Annotated in this window: 19 protein-coding genes; 9 read left to right on the top strand and 10 right to left on the bottom strand. The window is 62.0% G+C overall.

Annotated features, from left to right (window positions below):
• Nucleotides 1-78: 78 nt before the first annotated feature.
• Nucleotides 79-345, top strand: coding sequence for a hypothetical protein (locus NKI66_RS08550; protein WP_127295927.1), 267 nt, complete (start codon nucleotides 79-81; stop codon nucleotides 343-345).
• Nucleotides 346-411: 66 nt separating this feature from the next.
• Here NKI66_RS08550 and NKI66_RS08545 read toward each other — a convergent pair whose 3' ends face one another.
• The 4 genes from NKI66_RS08545 to NKI66_RS08530 all read right to left on the bottom strand — a co-directional run bounded on the left by NKI66_RS08545 (nucleotide 412) and on the right by NKI66_RS08530 (nucleotide 4,234).
• Complete coding sequence (locus tag NKI66_RS08545) at nucleotides 412-966, bottom strand: hypothetical protein (RefSeq protein ID WP_023813027.1); 555 nt, start codon at nucleotides 964-966, stop codon at nucleotides 412-414.
• 125 nt (nucleotides 967-1,091) lie between these two features.
• Nucleotides 1,092-2,192: a YcjF family protein gene (locus NKI66_RS08540; protein ID WP_352720146.1), complete on the bottom strand. Its 1,101-nt coding sequence runs from the start codon at nucleotides 2,190-2,192 to the stop codon at nucleotides 1,092-1,094.
• Nucleotides 2,189-3,667, bottom strand: coding sequence for a YcjX family GTP-binding protein (locus NKI66_RS08535; protein ID WP_352720145.1), 1,479 nt, complete (start codon nucleotides 3,665-3,667; stop codon nucleotides 2,189-2,191). Before NKI66_RS08535 ends, NKI66_RS08540 begins: the two co-directional genes overlap by 4 nt.
• A gap of 63 nt (nucleotides 3,668-3,730) precedes the next feature.
• Nucleotides 3,731-4,234, bottom strand: a complete 504-nt coding sequence (locus tag NKI66_RS08530; RefSeq protein WP_352440299.1) for a SixA phosphatase family protein — start codon at nucleotides 4,232-4,234, stop codon at nucleotides 3,731-3,733.
• Between the two features lie 330 nt (nucleotides 4,235-4,564).
• Here NKI66_RS08530 and dksA point away from each other — a divergent pair, with 330 nt between their 5' ends.
• Nucleotides 4,565-4,981 (top strand): RNA polymerase-binding protein DksA, encoded by a 417-nt coding sequence (gene dksA, locus NKI66_RS08525; RefSeq protein WP_023813023.1) that lies wholly within the window; start codon nucleotides 4,565-4,567, stop codon nucleotides 4,979-4,981.
• A gap of 214 nt (nucleotides 4,982-5,195) precedes the next feature.
• Here dksA and NKI66_RS08520 read toward each other — a convergent pair whose 3' ends face one another.
• Complete coding sequence (locus NKI66_RS08520) at nucleotides 5,196-5,936, bottom strand: hypothetical protein (RefSeq protein ID WP_352440300.1); 741 nt, start codon at nucleotides 5,934-5,936, stop codon at nucleotides 5,196-5,198.
• A gap of 223 nt (nucleotides 5,937-6,159) precedes the next feature.
• Between NKI66_RS08520 and cckA the strand changes: the two genes are divergently transcribed.
• Nucleotides 6,160-8,733 carry a cell cycle histidine kinase CckA gene (gene cckA, locus NKI66_RS08515; protein ID WP_023813021.1) on the top strand — a complete coding sequence of 858 codons (2,574 nt, stop codon included), beginning with the start codon at nucleotides 6,160-6,162 and terminating at the stop codon, nucleotides 8,731-8,733.
• 86 nt (nucleotides 8,734-8,819) lie between these two features.
• Entirely contained in the window at nucleotides 8,820-9,527 is a 708-nt protein-coding gene (locus tag NKI66_RS08510) for a purine-nucleoside phosphorylase (RefSeq protein ID WP_023813020.1), read from the top strand.
• Between the two features lie 9 nt (nucleotides 9,528-9,536).
• Here NKI66_RS08510 and NKI66_RS08505 read toward each other — a convergent pair whose 3' ends face one another.
• Genes NKI66_RS08505 through NKI66_RS08495 form a run of 3 tightly spaced genes read right to left on the bottom strand, consistent with a single transcriptional unit; the run spans nucleotide 9,537 to nucleotide 13,146 of the window.
• Complete coding sequence (locus NKI66_RS08505; RefSeq protein WP_023813019.1) at nucleotides 9,537-10,754, bottom strand: cytochrome c; 1,218 nt, start codon at nucleotides 10,752-10,754, stop codon at nucleotides 9,537-9,539.
• A complete protein-coding gene (locus tag NKI66_RS08500; RefSeq protein ID WP_023813018.1) occupies nucleotides 10,751-12,517 on the bottom strand; it encodes a GMC family oxidoreductase in 1,767 nt (588 codons plus the stop codon). The genes NKI66_RS08505 and NKI66_RS08500 overlap by 4 nt, the downstream gene beginning before the upstream one ends.
• Before the next feature lie 2 nt (nucleotides 12,518-12,519).
• Nucleotides 12,520-13,146, bottom strand: coding sequence for a gluconate 2-dehydrogenase subunit 3 family protein (locus tag NKI66_RS08495; RefSeq protein WP_245273274.1), 627 nt, complete (start codon nucleotides 13,144-13,146; stop codon nucleotides 12,520-12,522).
• Nucleotides 13,147-13,726: 580 nt separating this feature from the next.
• Between NKI66_RS08495 and NKI66_RS08490 the strand changes: the two genes are divergently transcribed.
• Complete coding sequence (locus NKI66_RS08490) at nucleotides 13,727-14,164, top strand: VOC family protein (protein WP_023813016.1); 438 nt, start codon at nucleotides 13,727-13,729, stop codon at nucleotides 14,162-14,164.
• A gap of 10 nt (nucleotides 14,165-14,174) precedes the next feature.
• On the opposite strand, the gene NKI66_RS08485 is transcribed toward NKI66_RS08490, so the two are convergent.
• Nucleotides 14,175-14,480: a ribbon-helix-helix domain-containing protein gene (locus tag NKI66_RS08485; protein WP_023813015.1), complete on the bottom strand. Its 306-nt coding sequence runs from the start codon at nucleotides 14,478-14,480 to the stop codon at nucleotides 14,175-14,177.
• A gap of 227 nt (nucleotides 14,481-14,707) precedes the next feature.
• Here NKI66_RS08485 and NKI66_RS08480 point away from each other — a divergent pair, with 227 nt between their 5' ends.
• The 3 genes from NKI66_RS08480 to NKI66_RS08470 all read left to right on the top strand — a co-directional run bounded on the left by NKI66_RS08480 (nucleotide 14,708) and on the right by NKI66_RS08470 (nucleotide 17,336).
• A complete protein-coding gene (locus NKI66_RS08480; RefSeq protein WP_023813014.1) occupies nucleotides 14,708-15,103 on the top strand; it encodes a VOC family protein in 396 nt (131 codons plus the stop codon).
• An 84-nt stretch (nucleotides 15,104-15,187) separates the two neighbouring features.
• Complete coding sequence (locus NKI66_RS08475; RefSeq protein ID WP_023813013.1) at nucleotides 15,188-15,718, top strand: twin-arginine translocation pathway signal; 531 nt, start codon at nucleotides 15,188-15,190, stop codon at nucleotides 15,716-15,718.
• A 46-nt stretch (nucleotides 15,719-15,764) separates the two neighbouring features.
• Nucleotides 15,765-17,336 carry a GMC family oxidoreductase gene (locus NKI66_RS08470; RefSeq protein WP_023813012.1) on the top strand — a complete coding sequence of 524 codons (1,572 nt, stop codon included), beginning with the start codon at nucleotides 15,765-15,767 and terminating at the stop codon, nucleotides 17,334-17,336.
• Between the two features lie 65 nt (nucleotides 17,337-17,401).
• On the opposite strand, the gene NKI66_RS08465 is transcribed toward NKI66_RS08470, so the two are convergent.
• Entirely contained in the window at nucleotides 17,402-17,815 is a 414-nt protein-coding gene (locus tag NKI66_RS08465) for a hypothetical protein (protein WP_023813011.1), read from the bottom strand.
• 339 nt (nucleotides 17,816-18,154) lie between these two features.
• On the opposite strand from NKI66_RS08465, the gene urtA reads away from it, so the two are divergent.
• Nucleotides 18,155-19,435: an urea ABC transporter substrate-binding protein gene (gene urtA / locus NKI66_RS08460; RefSeq protein ID WP_245273273.1), complete on the top strand. Its 1,281-nt coding sequence runs from the start codon at nucleotides 18,155-18,157 to the stop codon at nucleotides 19,433-19,435.
• Nucleotides 19,436-19,590: the final 155 nt, after the last annotated feature.

Below are 19,590 nucleotides of genomic sequence, written 5' to 3'. Positions count from 1 at the left end.
AAGGCTAAGGACGCTCGGCTTCGGCCATTGGAGGGTGATCGACGATCAAGTCGCGCCCTTTTTGAGGAGATGACTGACATGAAGAAGTTTTTGTTTGTTGCCGTCGGCCTGGCGGTGCTTGCCGGTTCGGCTTGCTCGAAGGCGCCTGAGTGCACGGCGGAGATCGCGACCAAGAAGGCGCAGGACATGGCTGCAGCACTTCAGGAAGCGATTACCAAGGACCCGTCCAAAGCGGCTGATCTGACGGCCAAGGTCCAGGCGGTGACAACCAAGTATCAGGGCGCTACGACATTGGCCGACTCCTGCAAGGCCTATGACGAACTGACGGCCACGATCAAAGGCTAACGCCCTGATTCGATTGGATCAAACGAGGCGGCGACCGGGTGGCGGCCGCCTTTTCTTTTGAATTGTTCAGTTCGGCGCGATGGAGCCGACTTCGACCGCGTCGACGCGCTTCAGGCTCATGCCGATCACCGGCACCAGCTGGTCGTCGACGCGCACGGCAATAGTCACCGTCATCGAATTGTCGTCAGGGATGCGAGCCTGCATGACGCCGCGCAGCTGGTTGCGGTTGATGGTAAAGACCACTTTGCGGGCATCGACGACGTTGCCGCCGATGATGTCGAGGCCGGAACCGGTCGCGCCACCCATGAAGCTGCCCTTGTAGCCCTCACGGCCCTTGCGCTCGATCTTGGCCGACATCGGTTGGGTGAACATGCCGACCCGACAGCCGCCGTCGAGCGACATGCCGACCTTGCCGTCGGGCGTCGAGCCGGTGAAGCTGCAGTTGAACTTCGTGCCTTTGTATTTGCCGGCGACGATTTCGCCGGGACCGATCCACTTGCCTTCGGCGGACTGGAAGAACTGCTTGTCCGGCTCCGCCGCAGAGGCCACTCCGGCAATGCCGACGACTGCCGTAATCACCGTTGCCAAGGGCAGGACGCTGGATAGAATTACGCTTTTCATCGACGACACCCGGCAACAAAGATGCTGTTTGGAACCCGTCTGACCATGAACAAGATTGGTTAATGCTTCGTCACCGCGGGGCCGCCGCAAAGCAGTCCGGTAACAATTCCGAAGATCCAGACACTTCAGCCCGGCTCACTTGCCGGATGGGTCGTTTCACCGTCTTTCCTGGTTGCGAACGATGTCAGCGCCGAGAGGAAGTCGCCCAATCCGGGACGCTTGGCGGCGCTGAAGGGCAGGGGTCGCGCCGTCTCCATCGCGGCAATGCCGATGCGTGCCGTCATCATGCCGTTGACGACGCCCTCGCCAAGCTTGGCCGAAAGGCGCGCGGCCAGGCCGTGGCCGACGATCTGCTGGACGAAACTGTCGCCGATCGCGATCGAGCCGGTAACCGCCAGATGCGCCAGCACGCTGCGCGCCAGGCGGAAGAAACCCAGCGTTCCCGGCCGTCCGCCATAGAGTTCTGACAGGCGGCGAATAAGCCGCCCGGCCTCGAACACGACATAGGCGACATCGACCAGTGCGCGTGGACTGACCGCCGTCACCAGCGAAACGCGTTTGGCGGCTTCGAGAATCATCACCTTCGCCCTGGCATCGAGTGGTCCGAGAATTTCAGCCTCGGCCAGGCGCACGAGATTGCCGCCGTCGATGATTTCGCCGCGCAGTTCGGCCAGCGCGCGCCGGCCGGCCGCGGTTTCGGGTTTGGCCGCGACAAAGGCCGACAATTCGTCGACGACCGATCGTGCAGCCTTGGGATCGTCGCGGGCGATCGCGTCGAGCGCACGCTTCTGCAGTTTTTCGACCTCGGCAAGGCGGGCGATCGCCAGGAACTCGCGAATCAGGATCACCATAAGCGCCAGCACGGCGATGGCAGCCATGCCCGCGGCCAGCCAGCCCAGCCATTCGGCGCGCGCGAAGAGGTCGCGTATGAGCTGGTCGGTCCACAGGCCGACAGCTAGCGAAACCAGCACGCCAAAGGCGCCGAAGAAGATGCTGCCGAGCAGTGAGCGTTTTCTGGGGGCGATCGCCGGCGGCGGCTCCGCGGCAATGATGTCAGGCTCGTCGAAGACATCGACTTCCGCCGGGATGACCATCGCGACATCGGCCTTCATCGCGCGGGGTTTGCGCTGGGCATCGGCCTGGGCACGGCGCGCCTGCGGCGCCTCTTGCCTTGGTTCGGCTTCCGGCTCGATGCGGAACGCTGCCGGCTTGCGGGGCGCAGTCATGCCAGATGATCTCCGATCAGGAACTGCAAGGCACGGTCGAGCCTGATATGCGGCAGCGACAGGGTGATACCTTCGGCCGTGCGTTCTAGCTTTGGGGGACGGAAACGGACGAAGCGGATTGCAGGGTCCGCGGCATCCTGCTTGTGATCGGCTCCCGAAAGATCAAAAACCGCATCAATTTTCTCCGGTAAATCACCGGGAAATATGGCTGTTTCAGTCTTTCCATCGAAGGTTGCGCCATTGATCTTCTCGCCGGCGATCGGCGTGCCGATAATGACTGGCAACGTCTCTCGGCCTTGCTTGACGGCGCCTTCGCGCGTCGCGCGCACCGCCGCCATGGCGACCACATCGACATCGGCGCCGGTGAAATTCGCCCGTGCCACGGCGCGGTCGGCAAGCCGCCGCACGATCGCCTGCAGCCGGTCATGGCTTTCGTGATGCAGATGGTCGGCCTTGGTCGCGGCAACCAGGATGCGGTCGATGCGCCGCGAGAACAGATCGGTGAGGAAGCTGCCCCGGCCGGGTCGGAAACAGCTGAGGATCTCGGTTACCGCGCGTTCCAGGTCGGCCATGGCGCCGGGGCCGGCGTTCAGCGCCTGCATGGCGTCGATCAGCACGATCTGGCGATCGAGGCGGGTGATGTGTTCGCGGAAGAAGGGTTTGACGACATGCGTCTTGTAGGCCTCATAGCGCCTGTCCATCATGGCGTGCAGCGACCCCGGGCGCGGACGCCTGTCGCCGATCCCGGCCAAGGGCGCGAAGGTCAGTGCCGGCGAGCCTTCGAGATCGCCCGGCATCAGGAAACGGCCGGGCGGCAAGGTCGAAAGCGCCCGCTCGTCGAGCTTGCAGGCCTTCAGATAGGCGGCGAAGCTTTCGGCCAGGCGGCGCGCCGTCATCTCGTCGGCGTCGGCGTTCGGATCGATCCCGGACGACAACGCCCGCCAGCCCTGCGAAAGGTCCTCGCGCACCGGCAGAACGGCCATTTCAAAGGCTTCGTGCGAAAAATCGGCAAAGGATTTGCCGAGCAGCGGCAGATCGAGCAGCCATTCGCCGGGATAGTCGACGATATCGACCGACAATCTGCCGGAGGAAAACATGCGGCTCCAGCCGGAAGCCGATTCATATTCGATGGTCAGCCGCAGTTCCGAAATGGCGCGCGTCGAATCGGGCCAGGCACGATCGTTGACCAGGGCGGCGATGTGGTCCTCGTACTGGAAACGCGGCACCGCGTCGTCCGGCTGCTGCTCGAGGAAGGCGCGGGCGATGCGCCCAGATTTCTGCGCCTCGAACAGCGGCAGGCGGCCGCCATGGATCAAATTGTGGACAAGGGCCGATATGAACACCGTTTTGCCGGCGCGGGACAATCCCGTCACGCCGAGGCGCAGCGATGGGGAAAAAAGCCCGGTGGCGCGGCCCGACAGCGTGTCGAGGGCAATCCTCGCCTCGTCGGTGAAGGTGGTCAGCGATGATGCCAAAATATGCTCTCTCGAACTTCGGTCCGTCCGATATAGGCTCTGCTACCAGGCTTTGAAATGGCTTCAGAGATCGGCCGGCGTCAGGAACGCTTCGAGATAGCCGGCGCCTTGGGCGGCGCTGGCAAGATCGCCGTCAAAGCGGACGACTGCCAGGCCCGCGGTCGGGAACCCATGGTTCAGCGTGACCCGCGCAGTCTCGTCGCCGTCGCCCGAAACTGCCATGGTGAGGTCTTCCATCATCGGGTTGTGGCCAATGACCAGCAATGAGCCTGATCCGCCATTGTCGCGGATAAGGTGGAGGTACCCGGCCGCGTCCGCGCTGTAGAGCGCGTCGAAGAACAGAACCCGGCCGGTGTCGGTCTGGCCGGCCAGGCCTTCCAGCGTCTCCTTGGCGCGCTTGGCATTGGAGCAGAGCGTCCGGTCCGGAACATAGAGGCGGGAGCGCATGGCGGCCCCCACCATTTCGGCATCGGCGCGGCCGGACGCATCGAGCGGGCGATCGAAATCCCGCATGCCGGGCAGTGCCCAGCCAGCCTTTGCATGTCGCAACAGATAAAGCCTGCTCACCCAACCTCCGAATGCCGAAGCGTCCCGGATTAGCCACGAGAACGGCGTTGCGCACAATGGCCCGTGCTCTTCAACACGGCGAATCACCCAATGCTGCTTGCTGCAAAGGTCTCTTGCGTATCGGCCCCCGGGGTCACGGCAATCTCGGAAAGCATGTGCCACCGGATCGAAAGTGTCTCGGCGAATTTTGTACCAAAGCGACCGTACGCGGCCGCAGAGACGCGTGACGGGTACTTTAACAATTGCGTGAGACAGCGGCCGATTGCGCTTGTGCAGGCGTCGGACGACGAATATATAGGCGCCAAAATTGGGGCAGTTTGGGTGAGTCGAATGAACGACATCGTTACCGCCGATTACGTACCCTCCGAAGACGAGCCGTTCATGAACGAGCGGCAGAAATCCTACTTCCGCTCAAAGCTCGTCACCTGGAAGAGTGACATATTGCGCGAAGCGCGCGAAACACTGGAAATCCTGCAGCAAGAGAACGCCAACCACCCCGATCTGGCCGATCGCGCCTCTTCGGAAACCGACCGTGCCATCGAACTCAGGGCCCGCGACCGTCAGCGCAAGCTCATTGCAAAGATCGACTCCGCCCTGCAGCGCATCGACGAAGGCACTTACGGCTATTGCGAAGAGACCGGCGAGCCGATCGCGCTGAAGCGGCTCGATGCACGTCCGATCGCGACATTGTCGATCGAAGCGCAGGAGCGGCATGAGCGCCGCGAAAAAGTCTATCGCGACGACTGAAGGTCAGGCCGGCGGCTCACGGCCGGCTGTCATCGAACGAACTCGATTCTGAAATGGCCGGTTTTCCGGCCATTTTTATTGGTGCGGCATCCACCGCTCAGGGCGGGCGAAGGCAGTAAACCCTTGATATTTGGCGCTTCGGACGAGGTGGTTCGGCAGTAGACCAGTAGACCGGCGACGATGTTTTCCGCGGGGATAGCGACCCGGCAGTTGCTCATCTCTTCTGACTGGAGAGTTCGCCGAGAAGCTTGGTCATCTCGTCGTCGAGCGACTGCGGCGCCGCCGGCTTGCCCACCGGGCCGCCCGAACGGGGCTGATCCAGCGACACTTCGAGTTCCCTCATCAGCGTGTCGTCGATGCTGTCCTGCACCGGCTGCGGTGGTGGCGGCGCGTGCCGGGCGGTGTTGGCGTTGGCGGAGCCGTAGGCAGGCAACGGCGTGACATTGGTCGGCTGATAGCTTTGCGTTGCCGGCTTCGGTGCAGGTGCCGGCGGCGCTGTTGTACGCGGGCGGGCGGGTGGCGTCGTGTTCACCGGCTGTGGAGCGGGAGCCTGTCTCGCCGGCGGCGGAGCGGGTTGCGGCGGACGCGGTCTTGCCGGGGCCGCGGCGGCCGGAACCGGCTGCAAGCCGCCATCTCCGGTCAATGCCGGCCGGCGTAGCGCCGAAAGTCGGATATCGCGCTCGACGACGACGTCGGTCGGGCCGCCGATCAGAAGCAGGTGCTCGATATCGTCACGGCGTATCAGCACCAGCCGGCGATGGCTGTCGACGGCGGTGGCATCCATGACGGCCAGTCGCGTCTTGCGGTTCCGGCCACCGGCGACGAAGGTTCCGAATGTCAGGTTGCGCACCAGCTTGATGATAACGAGAACGATAACCAGCAGGACAAGCGCTGCAAACGTCCACAACAATGCTGCGGCATAACCGGGACCTGCCACGCTATCGAGCCATTGCATTGGGTTCCCCTGATCGCCCTTGGAAGTGAAGAGACACTAGACCGTTGCAGCGGGCCACCGCAAGTTGCGTTTCACGCTGGTGAACAGCTAGAAAAACTCCGAAGCCTGGAAGACATCATTTTTATCCGACATTTGCCGCCCAGGCCTTTTCCGGACTAGGAGAATGTGATTCAACCCGCTAGGGGCGGGTGTCGGAACACCGGAATTCACGAGCAGGGGGCACATGGCCAAGGAAGCGCGCGGCGATTTCTATCCGGTACCGATCGTCGACCAGAATACGCGACCCGGCGCGGTCACCCGGCTTATCATTTTCATCGTCGTTCTGACGGGGGCGGCGATCGTCTTCGGGCTTTTCCGCGAGCGCCTCGGCGATCCTTTCCTGCTCGGCATGCTCGGCGTGCTGGCGATGATCGGCGTCGGCTTCCTGTTCGCGACGGCGATCGGCTTCGTGCAGGTCACGCCACGCTCGACAGGCGACGAACTGTCGAAATCCTTCGTCGATTCGATGTCGCAGGGGCTTCTCGTCACCGACACCAAGGGCCGCGTCGTCTACGCCAATCGCGCCTATGCGGATATGACCGGAGCATCGTCCGCTGCCGACCTGAAGACCGTCGAGGGATTGCTCTCGGATGTCCCCGAAGCCTCGGTGACGATCTATCGCCTGGCATCCGGCCTGCGCGACGGCCAGCCGGGCGACGGCGAGTTTAGGCTCGCACAGTCCATTCGGCCCGGTGCCGAGCCTGGCGCCCGCTGGTACCGGGCACGCGCCCGCGCCTTCAGCGTTCCAGGCCAGCGGCTGCCGATGCTGGCCTGGCAGCTTGCCGACATCTCGCAGGAGCGGGCCGAGCAGGAGCGCTTCTTCCTCGACCTGCAGAAGGCGATCGATCATCTCGACCACGCGCCGGCCGGCTTCTTTTCGGCCGACCAGGAGGGCCGCGTCACCTATATCAACGCCACGCTCGCCGAATGGCTGGGCATCGACCTCACCAGCTTCACGCCCGGCGCCGTGTCTCTGTCGGAGATCGTGGCTGGCGACGGCATGGCGCTGGTCCGCTCGGTCAAGGCCGACCCCGGCACCACACGCAACGCGGTGATAGATCTCGACCTGACGACCACGACGGGCGAAGCGCTGCCGGTGCGCTTCATGCACCGCGTTTCGGCCAGCCGCGAAGGATTGAACGGGCCGACACGCACGATCGTGCTCAACCGCACGCAAGGCGAGGATGCCTCTGCCGATTTGCGGGCTTCGGAAGTGCGCTTCACCCGCTTCTTCAACTCGACACCGATGGCGATCGCCGGCGTCGACCACAATGGGCGCATCCTGCGTACCAATGCGCCGTTCCTGTCGCTGTTTTCGTCTGTCGTCGATCGCGACGCCGTCGACCGTCGCGTAAGGCTCGACACGGTGATCCACGAACGCGACCGGCCGGCCTTCGCGGCTGCCTTCGAGAAAGCGCAGCAGCGGCAGGCCGACATCGAGCCGATCGACACGCTTTTGCCTGGCAACGACGAACGGCACATCCGCTTCTACGTCAACGCCGTCGCCGACGGCACCGGCGGCGAGGGGGCCGAGGAGTCGGCCATCGTCTACGCCGTCGAGACAACGGAGCAGAAAGCGCTCGAAGGGCAGATGGCGCAAAGCCAGAAGATGCAGGCGGTCGGCCAGCTTGCCGGCGGCATCGCGCATGATTTCAACAATGTGCTGACTGCCATCATCATGGCGTCCGACCTTTTGTTGACCAACCACCGCCCGTCGGACCCGTCCTTCCCCGACATCATGAACATCAAGCAGAACGCCAACCGGGCGGCTTCGCTGGTGCGGCAGCTTCTGGCCTTCTCGCGCAAGCAGACATTGCGACCGGAAGTGCTCAACCTGACCGACGTACTCGCCGATCTCAGGATGCTGCTCGCCCGCCTGGTCGGCAACGACATCAAGCTGAAGGTCGACCATGGCCGCGACCTGTGGCCGGTCAAGGTCGATATCGGGCAGTTCGAGCAGGTGGTGGTCAATCTTGCGGTCAACGCGCGCGACGCAATGCCGGCGGGCGGCGATCTCACCGTGCGCACCCGCAATGTGACCGCCGAGGAGTGCAAGGCCTTTTCCTACCGCGAACTCGCCCCGGCGGACTATGTCGTGGTCGAAGTCGAGGACACCGGCAGCGGCATCGCGCCCGACGTGCTGAAGAAGATTTTCGAGCCCTTCTTCACCACCAAGGAAGTCGGCAAGGGCACCGGCCTTGGTCTGTCGATGGTCTACGGCATCATCAAGCAGACCGGCGGCTTCATCTTCTGCGATTCCGAAGTCGGCAAAGGCTCGACTTTCCGCATTTTCCTGCCGCGTCACATCGCCGAAGCGAAAAAAGCAGGCGAGCCCGGCGATGCGCCGGCAGCGCCGGCAAAGGTCGCCGATCCGGCCAAGGATCTGTCGGGCTCGGCCACGGTGCTGCTCGTCGAGGACGAGGATGCCGTGCGCATGGGCGGCATGCGGGCGCTGACCTCGCGTGGCTACACCGTGCACGAGGCATCGTCGGGCGTCGAGGCGCTGGAAGTGTTCGAGGCGCTGGGCGGCAAGGTCGATATCGTCGTTTCCGACGTAGTCATGCCGGAAATGGACGGACCGACACTGCTTGGTGAATTGCGCAAGCGCCAGCCGGACATCAAGTTCGTCTTCGTGTCCGGCTACGCCGAGGACGCATTCGCCAGAAACCTCCCGGCGGATGCGCATTTCGGCTTTCTGCCCAAGCCGTTTTCGCTCAAGCAACTGGCGACGATCGTCAAGGACGTGCTGGAGTCTTAGAGCCTTTCCCATGTTCCTCCTTGCACAACGCCGTGACAACGCCATGATTGCGGGTGAAACGGCAGGAAGGCTTAGGGGAGCAACTTGTGACGCCGCACAACGAAGCGGACAAGGACGACTACGCCGACACGGTGTTGTTGCCGGGTGATCCGCAGCGTGCCGAGTGGATGGCGCAAACGTTCCTGGAAGCGCCGCGCTGCATCAATCGCCGCCGCGGCACGCTTGGCTTCACCGGGCTGTTTCGTGGCAAGTCCATCAGCATTCAGGCGACGGGCATCGGCGTTTCATCATTTCTGATCTATGCGCATGAACTGCTGGACCATTATGGCGCCCGGACCTTGATCCGCACCGGCACCTGCGGCAGCCTGACCGCAAAGGCAAAACTGCGCAGCCTTGTCATCTCACAATCGGCACAGGCGGAAAGCGCCCAGAGCGGCCAGGTTTTCGGCCTTTATGGACCCGCTGGCCCCGACCCGGCGCTCCTCGCATCGTCACTGGCCAAGGCGGTAGAATTCGGCATCGACCATCATGCCGGCCTGACGGTGTGCAGCGACATCTTCTATCACCCGGAAGGGCGCGCCCGTTTTGCCGTTGCGCGGGCGGAAGGAGCCCTGGCCGTGGATATGGAAACCAGCGCGCTCTATCGCATATCGGAGCATTTCGGAGCGCGTGCGCTGTCGATGTGTGTCGTGGTCGACAACATCGAGACCGGCGAACAGACCGACTATTCCGAGCGCCAGGAATTGTTCGCAGACATGAGCCGTCTGGCGCTCGCTGTCGCAGCAGAGAGCTAGAGTACGGGTCTACCGGGTCAGCCCCTTGCGTACGGCAGCGACATCGTCAGAGGAGACCGCCGGGGCGGCGTTGCCCCAGCTGGCGCGCACATAGGTCAGGACGTCGGCGACCTCCTGGTCCTTCAGGCGCCAGGCCAGGGAGGGCATGGCGGGCGTAGTCGGTGCATCAGCCGTGTGCACGGCCTGGCTGCCGGCAAGGACGAGCCGGGCCAATGTTTCGGAACTGCCCTGCGCGACGATCGAATTGCCGGCAAGGGAAGGGAAAAGCACGCCTGACCCGGCACCATCTCCACCATGGCAAGCCGAGCAATTGTCGCGATAGATTGCCTCGCCCGTTGCCATCCGTGTCGCGTCAGGCTTTGCCGGTTGGACGCTGTCGACATCCGAGCCCAGGCTCTTGAGGTAGACTGCAACCGCCTTGAGATCGGGATCGGTCATTTTCGACGTGGAGTTCTCGATGGCCTCCGCCATCGGACCTGATGCAATCGAATGCGCGTTGACGCCGGTCTTGAGGTATTGGACCAGATCCTCCTGAGACCATTTTCCAAGGCCCGATTGCGCGTTGTTGGTGATGTCGGGGGCAAACCAGCCTTGCAGGGAGGCACCTTGCAGGAACTCGCTGTCCTTGTCGGCGCCAAGGAAAGATTTGGGCGAGTGGCAGGTGCCGCAATGTCCTGCGCCCTGGACGATATAGGCGCCGCGATTCCACTCCGCCGACTTGGAGGAATCCGGCTGAAAGCTTGCCTCGGTAAAGTTGAGGACATTCCAGCCCAGCATCGCCAGCCGGATGTTCAACGGGAAGGGCAGCTGATTGGCCTCGACCTTATTCGATACCGGTTCAACCGTCGTCAGATAGGCCCACAGGTCGGAAATGTCCCGATCGTTCATCCTGGTATAGGCGGGGTAGGGCATTGCGGGGTAGAGCCGCACGCCATTGTGGCCGACGCCTGACTTCATCATGCTGCGGAAATCGGCTTCCGACCAATTGCCGATGCCCGTTTCGCCGTCGGGGGTTATGTTGGGCGGGACAAGCATGCCGAACGGCGTCTCGAGCGGCAGTCCGCCAGCCAGCGGTTTGCCCCCGGCCTGCGTATGACAGCCTGCGCAGTCGCCGAGCACGGCCTGATACTGTCCACGTATGATCTGGTCCGCCTGGTCGGCACTCCGTGCCGGGCCCGCGTTGAGGGCCGCGGCGCCGATGGCGAGCGTGAAAACGAGCTTGTTCATGCCTGCACCAGCGGTGCACCGGGATTGCGCAGATATTGATTGCGGATGGCATCGGCGGCGCGGAAAGCGAGCGCGCCGACGGTTCCTGTCGGGTTCTTGCCGGCATTCTGCGGGAAGGCCGACGCGCCGATGACGAAGACATTGGGGACGTCCCAGCTTTGGAGGAAGGTGTTGACCGCGCTCTTCTTCGGGTCCGTTCCCATGATGGCGCCGCCCGTATTGTGGGTGCTCTGGTAGGGGACGCTGTCCCAGCCCTTCTTGCGGCGGCCGACGGCGTACTGCTTGCCGCCGAGTGCCTTGGCGATTTCCTCCATCCGGTCGCAGACATAGTTCGACATGCGGATGTCATTGTCGGGAAAATCAAACGTCATGCGCATCAGCGGACGACCGAAACGGTCCTTGTAGGTCGGGTCGAGGTCGAGGTAGTTGTTGCGCGTCGCGTAACTGCTTCCCTGGGACGAGTAGCCAAGCGTGCTCCTGTAACCCTCGACCGTTGCCTTCTTCCAGGCGCTGCCCCATTTCGGCGTGCCGGGCAAGGTCGGCCTGGTTCCGATCGGGCGCCCGTTGGTGGGAATGCAGTTGATGCCCGCGCCGCCGACGAAGTCCAGCGCGCCGTGGTCGAACGCGTCACCATTGTAATCGTCGATCGTCTGGCCGAGCGCGCCGGCGGCGATGAACGGGTTGAAGTTCTTGTCGTCGAAGAACACCTGCACGCCGGCATTTGTCTGGTAGCAGTAATTGCGCCCAACCGTTCCTTCGCCACTGCCGGGGTCGTAGATCTTGCCGATGCCGGACAGCATCATCAGCCGGGCATTGTGCAGGCCGTAGGCGCACAGCAGCACCAGATCGGCCGGCTGGAAATATTCCTCGCCTGACGTATCGACATAGGTGACGCCGCGCGCCGACTTGCCTCCGGGGGCCAGATCGACATGCAGCACCTCGCTGTCGGTGCGAACCTCGAAATTCGACTTCTTCATCAGCACGGGAAGGACGGTGGTCTGGGCGCTCGACTTCGAATAGTTGGCACAGCCGAAGCGTTCGCAGAACCCGCAATAGGTGCATTGACCCATGGCGATGCCGAGCGGGTTGACATAGGCCCGCGACATGTTGGCGGATGGGGTCGGGAAGGGATGCAGGCCGATCGACCGGCCAACCTCGGCGAACAGGGTTGGCGCGTAGGTCATCTGCATCGGCGGGTTCGGATAATCCCGCGACCTTGGATCCTCGAACGGATTGCCACCTTCCTGCAAGTGCCCCTTGATATTGCCGGCCTTGCCCGAGATGCCTGCCAGATACTCGAACTGGTCGTAATAGGGCTCCATCTCCGCGCCGGTCACGCCCCAGTCCTCGACCTGGAGATCGGCGATTCTCGATGCACCATATTTCTTCGTCAGATTGGTCTTTATCTGAAAGTCCGAATCCCAGAACCGCCAGGTGTGGCCGTTCCAGTGGACGCCGGCGCCGCCGACGCCGTTGCCGGGGAGAAAGGAGCCGAAATCGCGCATCGGCAGCGCCTTCTGCGACGGGTCATTGCGCACCGTCATGGTTTCGACGGTCGGCTGCAGGAAGAGGTCGCGCCGGATGCTGTAGCGCAACTCGTCCTGCGCATAGCCGATGTTGAAATCGGTTGCCGTGTCGCGCCAGGGGCCGCGCTCTATGGCCACCACGTCCAGGCCCTGATCGGTCAATTCGTGGGCCAGAATGGATCCCGTCCAGCCGAGGCCGACGATCACGACGTCTTTGCGAGGCAGTATCTTGGTCATGATCAGGCGCCTTTGCCGAGCCATTCGGGACGCCCGATGATCGAGACAGGCGGCTGCGGATATGGCTGATTGTGTTTGCTGACATGGTCGCGGTAGTCGTAGCGGGCACCTGGAAAACCAAGCATGCGCCACGAGACCATGTCCTTGTTGCCGCCATAGACGGGGTCGGCAAAAAACCCTTCCATGGTGTTCTGCAGCAGAAGCCCGAAGAAACCGGGACCCTTGACGCCATTGGGCAGGTCGACTTTCCCGGCCTCCATTGCCGTCAGGAAGGCATCCTGTTCGGCCGATGCGAGCTCGACGAATGTCTTGCCGTCCCGCTGTTTCAGGAAGGCGTCGATGGCGGCAAGCCCGGTGCGGTAACGCTGCGCCGGATTGGCCTCGCCCTGATAGCCCTGGGTGGGCAGTCCAGGCAGAAACGGGCCTTGCGTGTAAAGCCGGCTCGACACTCCGAACGCCCCCATCAACTGCCTGTCGATATAGACGGCGCAACCGGCTTCCTTGCCGCCCATGCTGAGCTCGTCGGCCGGAATGATGCGGTCGACGATCGCCTCGACAAGGGCTGCTTCCTGGGCTGAGAAAAAGTGCCAGCCGCCGGCCACGACCTGCGCGGGTGGATCGGATGCCATTGGCGTCCAGGGCAAAGTGCCCGAGAACGATCGCGTAAAACCGGCCGATGTCGCGGTTGCCGTAAATATTGCGACCGAGGACAGGAAAAGACGCCGATTCATTCGAACAGGATTGCGATGGTTCATATTAGGAATCTCGAAAATAAGAGAACGCACCCGGGAAGTGACGCCCAAGTAATCATGACAACGATAGTTAGTTTAATCCGCAGATCGAATGCCGATAGACTGCGAGATGAAAATGACCTCGTCAACCACATCACAAAATCGTTAGCGAGGGTTCGGTCGACTGCCGATCGGGTCTGGGTGTGTTGTTGAAGCCGGATGGCTGCCCGAAAGTCGGGCCACGATCCCGCGAAGCATCCGGCCTACCTGCCCGGATGCTGGACCGATAGAAACAGCGTCGTGCCATCAGGCATGAATCAGGAACCAGCCACTGACCGGGTGGCGTTCGAGGTCGCGGTCAATGCCAGGCCCACCGCGACGCATCACCAGGCTCTCAAGATCCCTTGATCATACTTGCTCAGCTGGCAAGCAGGCTAATGAGTTTACGACCTGGACGACACCTTGTAGACTAAAAACCATGGCGCTCAAACGGATGGACAACATAGGAATCGTCGTCGATGACCTTGAAGAGACGATTGGTTTCTTTGGCGAGCTCGGCCTTGAGCTCGAAGGGCGGGCTACGATCGAAGGAGAATGGGCCGGACGTGTCACTGGACTGGGCGATCAGCGCGTCGAGATTGCCATGATGCGGACGCCGGACGGCCACAGCCGGCTCGAACTGTCCCGTTTCCTCACGCCGCCTGTCGTCGCGGATCACCGCAACGCCCCGGTAAACGCCCTGGGCTACCTCCGCGTCATGTTCACTGTGGACGACATTGACGGGACGCTCGAAAGGCTCCGCAATCGCGGTGCGCGGCTCGAAGGCGAAGTCGTCCAGTATAGAGACGTGTATCGGCTATGTTACATTCGAGGGCCTGGAGGGCTTCTCATCGGGCTCGCCCAAGAACTCAGCTGAGCGCAATACGCTAAGCGGCCTCCCGCTTCGGCACCATCTGCTCATCCATTCCCGGCCGATGGCCGCGCAAATAGAGCGCGCAGGTGGTGCGCAGCATCGACGCAAAGTTCGGGATGGCGCCGTTGATCTCTATGGCTTCGTCATAGAGCTTGGAGATGAATTTCGGCGTCGTCAGGTTCTGGTTTTCGGCGATCTCGTCGAGCAACGCCCAGAATGTTCCTTCAAGCTGGATGCTGGTCGAGTGGCCGTCGATGCGAATCGACCGGTTGATCTGGCGATAGCCTTCGGGATCCTGGCCCGCAAACACCCTGCACATCCGACAAACCTCCCATAATTGTTGGTCTTGGGTGGACGGGCGTGCAGTTTGATACTGCTTGACCTGTCCCCACATGCATTCTCGGGCAAAATCGCCGCCACGGCAATCGAACTTTTGTCCTTGTTGGCGATGGAGGACGGTTCACGGCTTCGGGCGTGGTAACCGGCTGCCACCACCTTATTGTCCGTGCCGCGCATAATCGTCTCCACACCAGAGCGGAGACTGATTTGGCCAAGGCGATCCACAGCATGATCCGGGTTCTCGAAGAGGCCCGGTCCGTCGATTTCTACAGAAATGCATTCGGGCTCGATGTCGCCGACAGGCTGGACTTCGAGACATTCACGCTCATTTACCTCAGCAACGCAGAGTCGGGGTTCGAACTCGAACTGACCGTGAACAAGGATCGGCAAGAGCCTTACGGGCTCGGCGACGGCTACGGTCACCTCGCTGTCTCGGTCGCCGATCTCGACAGCGAACATGACCGTCTCGGTGCGCTTGGCCTCAATCCGAAGAAGATCGTCGAGTTCAACCGCGACGGATCGCTGATCGCCCGCTTTTTCTTCATCGAGGACCCCGACGGCTACAAGATCGAGGTTCTGCAACGCACAGGTCGCTTCCAATAGGAGACATCGCAGCCGCCTCTGAGGGGCGGCGCGCCAGCAACGGCGTTCTGAGCAGAGCGCACATAGCAAGCAGGGAGGAATAAAATGGTCACGATCTATGACGCGAAGCCTGGGCTTTCCCGTCGAGAGCTTCTCAGACGCGGCGGCATCGGTGCGCTGCTCGTCATCTCCGGCAGCGCCGTCATCAGCCCCGAACATGCCTGGGGGCTCGAGACATCGGCACTCAAGCCCGAAACCATGGCGACGCTGATCCAGATGGCGCGTGACATCTATCCGCACGATCAGGTTCCGGACAAATATTACGCCATTGCCGTGAAAGGTCATGACGAGCAGGCCGGCAAGGACGCCGCCTACAAGTCGATGCTCGAGGACGGCATCGCCGACCTCGACAAGAAGTCCGGTGGCGGCGGCTATCGCGGCCTTGGCTGGGAGGACCAGCGGATCGCCGTGCTGAAGCAAATCGAGGTGACGCCATTCTTCCAGGCCATCAGAGGCGGCCTCGTCGTCAGCCTCTACAACCAGAAAGAGGTGTGGCCGATCTTCGGTTACGAGGGCGAGTCCTATTCCAAGGGCGGCTACATCGCGCGCGGTTTCGACGACATCGAGTGGCTCTGAGCCCCGTCGTTCCTGAACCCGCAAACAGAAATCATGGGAGGAAACCATGGCAGCTTCATTTGATCTGAACAACGACGGCGTGGTCGTCATCATCGGCTCGGGTGCCGGTGGCGGCACGCTCGGCAACGAACTCGCCCAGAAGGGTGTCGACGTCGTCATCCTGGAAGCCGGCGCGCGCCACGAATACGAAGACTTCATCAATGACGAGTGGGGTTCGTTCAGCCAGCTCGCCTGGACGGACAAGCGCACCACGTCGGGTGACTGGCGTGTGGCCAAGGACTTTCCCAACCTGCCGGCCTGGATCGTCAAGTCGGTCGGCGGTTCGACCACGCATTGGGCCGGAGCTTCGCTGCGCATCCAGGAGCATGAGTTCAAGACGCTGTCGACCTACGGCAAATTGGAAGGCGCCAACCTGCTCGATTGGCCGATCACGCTGGCCGAGCTGGAGCCCTACTATGCCAAGGCTGAAGCCAAGATGGGCGTCACCGGCACCAATGACTGGCCGCGGCTGCCGGGCAACAACAATTTCAAGGTGTTGAAGGCCGGCGCCGACAAGCTCGGCTACAAGGAATGCCACACCGGCAACATGGCGATCAATTCGGTCGATCGTGACGACCGCATGTCTTGCCAGCAGACCGGCTTCTGCTTCCAGGGCTGCAAATGGGGCGCCAAATGGTCGACGCTCTACACCGAGATCCCCAAGGGCGAGGCGACAGGCCATCTCGAAGTCAGGCCGAACGCCATGGCGATCAAGATCAACCACGACGCTAGCGGAAAGGTGACCGGCATCGTCTACGCCGACAAGGACGGCAAGCTGCAGGAGCAGAAGGCGCGCATCGTCGCGGTTGCCGGCAATTCGATCGAGAGCCCAAGGCTGCTGCTCAATTCGGCATCGGGCAAATTCCCCGATGGGCTTGCCAACTCATCGGGGCAGGTCGGCAAGAACTACATGCGCCACACCACCGGCTCGGTCTATGCCATCTTCGACAGACCGGTGCATATGTATCGCGGCACCACTATGGCCGGCATCATCCGCGACGAGGCGCGGCATGATCCGTCTCGTGGGTTCGTGGGTGGCTACGAGTTCGAGACGCTGTCGCTCGGCCTGCCGTTCATGGCGGCGTTCCTCGATCCGGGTGCCTGGGGGCGCTCGTTCACCACCGCACTCGATCACTACGACCACATGGCCGGCCTGTGGATCGTCGGTGAGGATATGCCGCGTGCGGAGAACCGCATCACGCTGCATACCGACGAAAAGGACGCGCACGGCATGCCGATCGCCGACGTGCATTTCGACGACCATCCGAACGACACCGCGATGCGCAACCACGCCTACAAACAGGCTACGGCACTTTACGATGCGGTCGGCGCCACCCGCACCTTCCCGACGCCGCCCTATCCGTCGACCCACAATCTCGGCACCAACCGGATGAGCGAGAAAGCGGAAGACGGCGTCGTCAACAAGCACGGCCAGGCGCACGACATCAAGAACCTGTTCGTGTCCGACGGCAGCCAGTTCACCACCGGGGCCGCCGAAAACCCGACCCTGACGATCGTGTCGCTCGCGATCCGCCAGGCCGACTACATCGCCGCGCAGATGTCGGCAAAGACGATCTAGTCAAATCCTCCCGACAGACTGCTGGCGCGGAACCCGCAAGGTTCCGCGCCTTTTTTCCTGCCGCTTCATTGCTTGGTGCAGGTCGAGGCGGTGAAGGCGCCGTCGGGCTGCTTCATGATGATGTCGAAGGAAGGGGCGGTTTCACCGTCGAGCGTCGCCTGGGTCAGCGACAGCGAATTGCCGCCGGTGGTATATCCGCCCAGCGGCCCCAGCCACGAGATCACGCCGTTTGCGTCCATTTGATAGTTATAGCCCTGCTGCACGGGGTCGAAGACGCGGAGGCTGGTGTAGACCGGGCCGCTGTAGACGTTCCCCTTGATGGTGATGTCGCCGAGGCTGAGGAACATGCCAAGCAGGTACACTTCGCAATGATAGGTGCCGTCAGGCATCTTGCCGTCGCTGAAATCGGCTCGCGCAGGCCCGGTTGCTGCGGCCAGAAGCAGTATGCCGATAAAAATGCGTGAAATCCCTGAAACCATGACGTCGCTCGCTTGAAGAGCGAGCTTGCCCTATTTTTGCACCGCGCCGCAACATCGGTCGCCTGAGGCAATGGTGAGATCAAAATCTAGGCAGATTGGGCAAATGATCGAAAAATAGGCAGCAGCTGCGAAAGCTGCGCAAATTTCCCTCAATCGATTTCTGGCCACCTCTCTTTGTTTTGTAAGCTCTATATTCCAAGGTGCTGATATCTCTAATTTATTTGTGCCCTTTCGGGATTGCCAGAGCGGTTGGCATGGGGGTTGCTTTGTAGTGTTGCGGTGCAATCAACCAGCTTGGGAGTCCGTCATATGAGGGGTAATTTCTCGACAATAACAAAAATGTTTTCGGCGAGCGTGGTCGCCGCCGGCCTGTTGATCTCCGCTCCGGCGAAGGCCGCCGACGACACGATCAAGGTCGGCATTCTCCATTCGCTGTCGGGGACCATGGCGATTTCGGAGACGACGCTGAAGGACGCCATGCTGATGCTCATCGACGAGCAGAACGCCAAGGGCGGCCTGCTCGGCAAGAAGCTCGAGGCGGTCGTTGTCGATCCGGCTTCCAACTGGCCGCTGTTTGCCGAAAAGGCGCGCGAGCTGATCTCCAAGGACAAGGTCGCGGCGGTGTTCGGCTGCTGGACCTCGGTGTCGCGCAAATCGGTGCTGCCGGTGTTCTCGGAACTCGACAACATCCTGTTCTACCCCGTCCAGTATGAGGGCGAGGAAAGTGAGCGCAACGTGTTCTACACCGGTGCGGCGCCAAACCAGCAGGCCATTCCGGCCGTCGACTATCTGATGAGCGAGGATGGCGGTTCGGTGAAGCGCTGGGTGCTGGAAGGCACCGACTACGTCTATCCGCGCACCACCAACAAGATCCTCGAAGCCTATCTGAAGGCCAAGGGCGTGGCTGCGGAAGACATCATGGTCAATTACACGCCGTTCGGCTTCTCCGACTGGCAGACCGAGGTTTCGGCGATCAAGAAGTTCGGTTCGGCCGGCAAGAAGACCGCCGTCGTCTCGACCGTCAACGGCGACGCCAACGTGCCGTTCTACAAGGAACTCGGCAACCAAGGCATCAAGGCCGAGGACATTCCGGTCATGGCCTTCTCGGTCGGCGAGGAAGAGCTTGCCGGTCTCGACACCGCGCCGCTGGTCGGCCATCTCGCTGCCTGGAACTATTTCGAGAGCATCGATACGCCCGAGAACAAGAAGTTCATCGCCGACTGGCACAAGTTCATCAAGAACGACAAGCGCACCACCAACGACCCGATGGAGGCCCATTATATCGGCTTCAACATGTGGGTGAAGGCGGTCGAGAAGGCCGGCACCACCGATCCGGACAAGGTCATCGACGCCATGATCGGCGTCTCGGTGCCGAACCTGACCGGCGGCTATTCGACGATGATGCCGAACCACCACATCACCAAGCCGGTGCTGATCGGCGAAATCCAGGCCGACGGCCAGTTCGAAACCGTGTCGCGCACGCCGGGCCTGGTGATGGGCGACGAATGGTCCGACTATCTGCCTGATTCCAAGGACCTGATCTCCGATTGGCGCGCGCCTCTGTCCTGCGGCAACTTCAATGTTGCCACCGGCAAGTGCGGCGGCAAGGGCACGAACTGATCCCTCCCAGGGCTGACCTAGTCAGACCGCGCGCGTCCGGACGGCTTCCGCCCCCCGACGGGCGCCCCCAGAAACCAAAAACGGGTAACCAAGACCCCAGAACCCGTTTGGGTAGATTGTTTTTATTGTGGTTTTTAATCTGGCGACACAGTGGT

Origin of the sequence: Mesorhizobium sp. M0518 (genome assembly GCF_040321125.1) — a bacterium.
Classification (GTDB): domain Bacteria; phylum Pseudomonadota; class Alphaproteobacteria; order Rhizobiales; family Rhizobiaceae; genus Mesorhizobium.
This window is presented reverse-complemented; position numbering and strand designations above follow the sequence as displayed.

Bases quoted from the DNA above. Each gene is read 5' to 3' on its own strand.
- cckA (WP_023813021.1), top strand. From the start codon at position 6,160: ATGGCCAAGGAAGCGCGCGGCGATTTCTATCCGGTACCGATCGTCGAC.
- NKI66_RS08520 (WP_352440300.1), bottom strand. From the start codon at position 5,936: ATGCAATGGCTCGATAGCGTGGCAGGTCCCGGTTATGCCGCAGCATTG.
- NKI66_RS08495 (WP_245273274.1), bottom strand. From the start codon at position 13,146: ATGGCATCCGATCCACCCGCGCAGGTCGTGGCCGGCGGCTGGCACTTT.
- NKI66_RS08500 (WP_023813018.1), bottom strand. From the start codon at position 12,517: ATGACCAAGATACTGCCTCGCAAAGACGTCGTGATCGTCGGCCTCGGC.
- NKI66_RS08475 (WP_023813013.1), top strand. From the start codon at position 15,188: ATGGTCACGATCTATGACGCGAAGCCTGGGCTTTCCCGTCGAGAGCTT.
- NKI66_RS08550 (WP_127295927.1), top strand. From the start codon at position 79: ATGAAGAAGTTTTTGTTTGTTGCCGTCGGCCTGGCGGTGCTTGCCGGT.
- NKI66_RS08540 (WP_352720146.1), bottom strand. From the start codon at position 2,192: ATGACTGCGCCCCGCAAGCCGGCAGCGTTCCGCATCGAGCCGGAAGCC.
- NKI66_RS08485 (WP_023813015.1), bottom strand. From the start codon at position 14,480: ATGTGCAGGGTGTTTGCGGGCCAGGATCCCGAAGGCTATCGCCAGATC.
- urtA (WP_245273273.1), top strand. From the start codon at position 18,155: ATGTTTTCGGCGAGCGTGGTCGCCGCCGGCCTGTTGATCTCCGCTCCG.
- dksA (WP_023813023.1), top strand. From the start codon at position 4,565: ATGAACGACATCGTTACCGCCGATTACGTACCCTCCGAAGACGAGCCG.
- NKI66_RS08490 (WP_023813016.1), top strand. From the start codon at position 13,727: ATGGCGCTCAAACGGATGGACAACATAGGAATCGTCGTCGATGACCTT.
- NKI66_RS08505 (WP_023813019.1), bottom strand. From the start codon at position 10,754: ATGAACAAGCTCGTTTTCACGCTCGCCATCGGCGCCGCGGCCCTCAAC.
- NKI66_RS08545 (WP_023813027.1), bottom strand. From the start codon at position 966: ATGAAAAGCGTAATTCTATCCAGCGTCCTGCCCTTGGCAACGGTGATT.
- NKI66_RS08470 (WP_023813012.1), top strand. From the start codon at position 15,765: ATGGCAGCTTCATTTGATCTGAACAACGACGGCGTGGTCGTCATCATC.
- NKI66_RS08465 (WP_023813011.1), bottom strand. From the start codon at position 17,815: ATGGTTTCAGGGATTTCACGCATTTTTATCGGCATACTGCTTCTGGCC.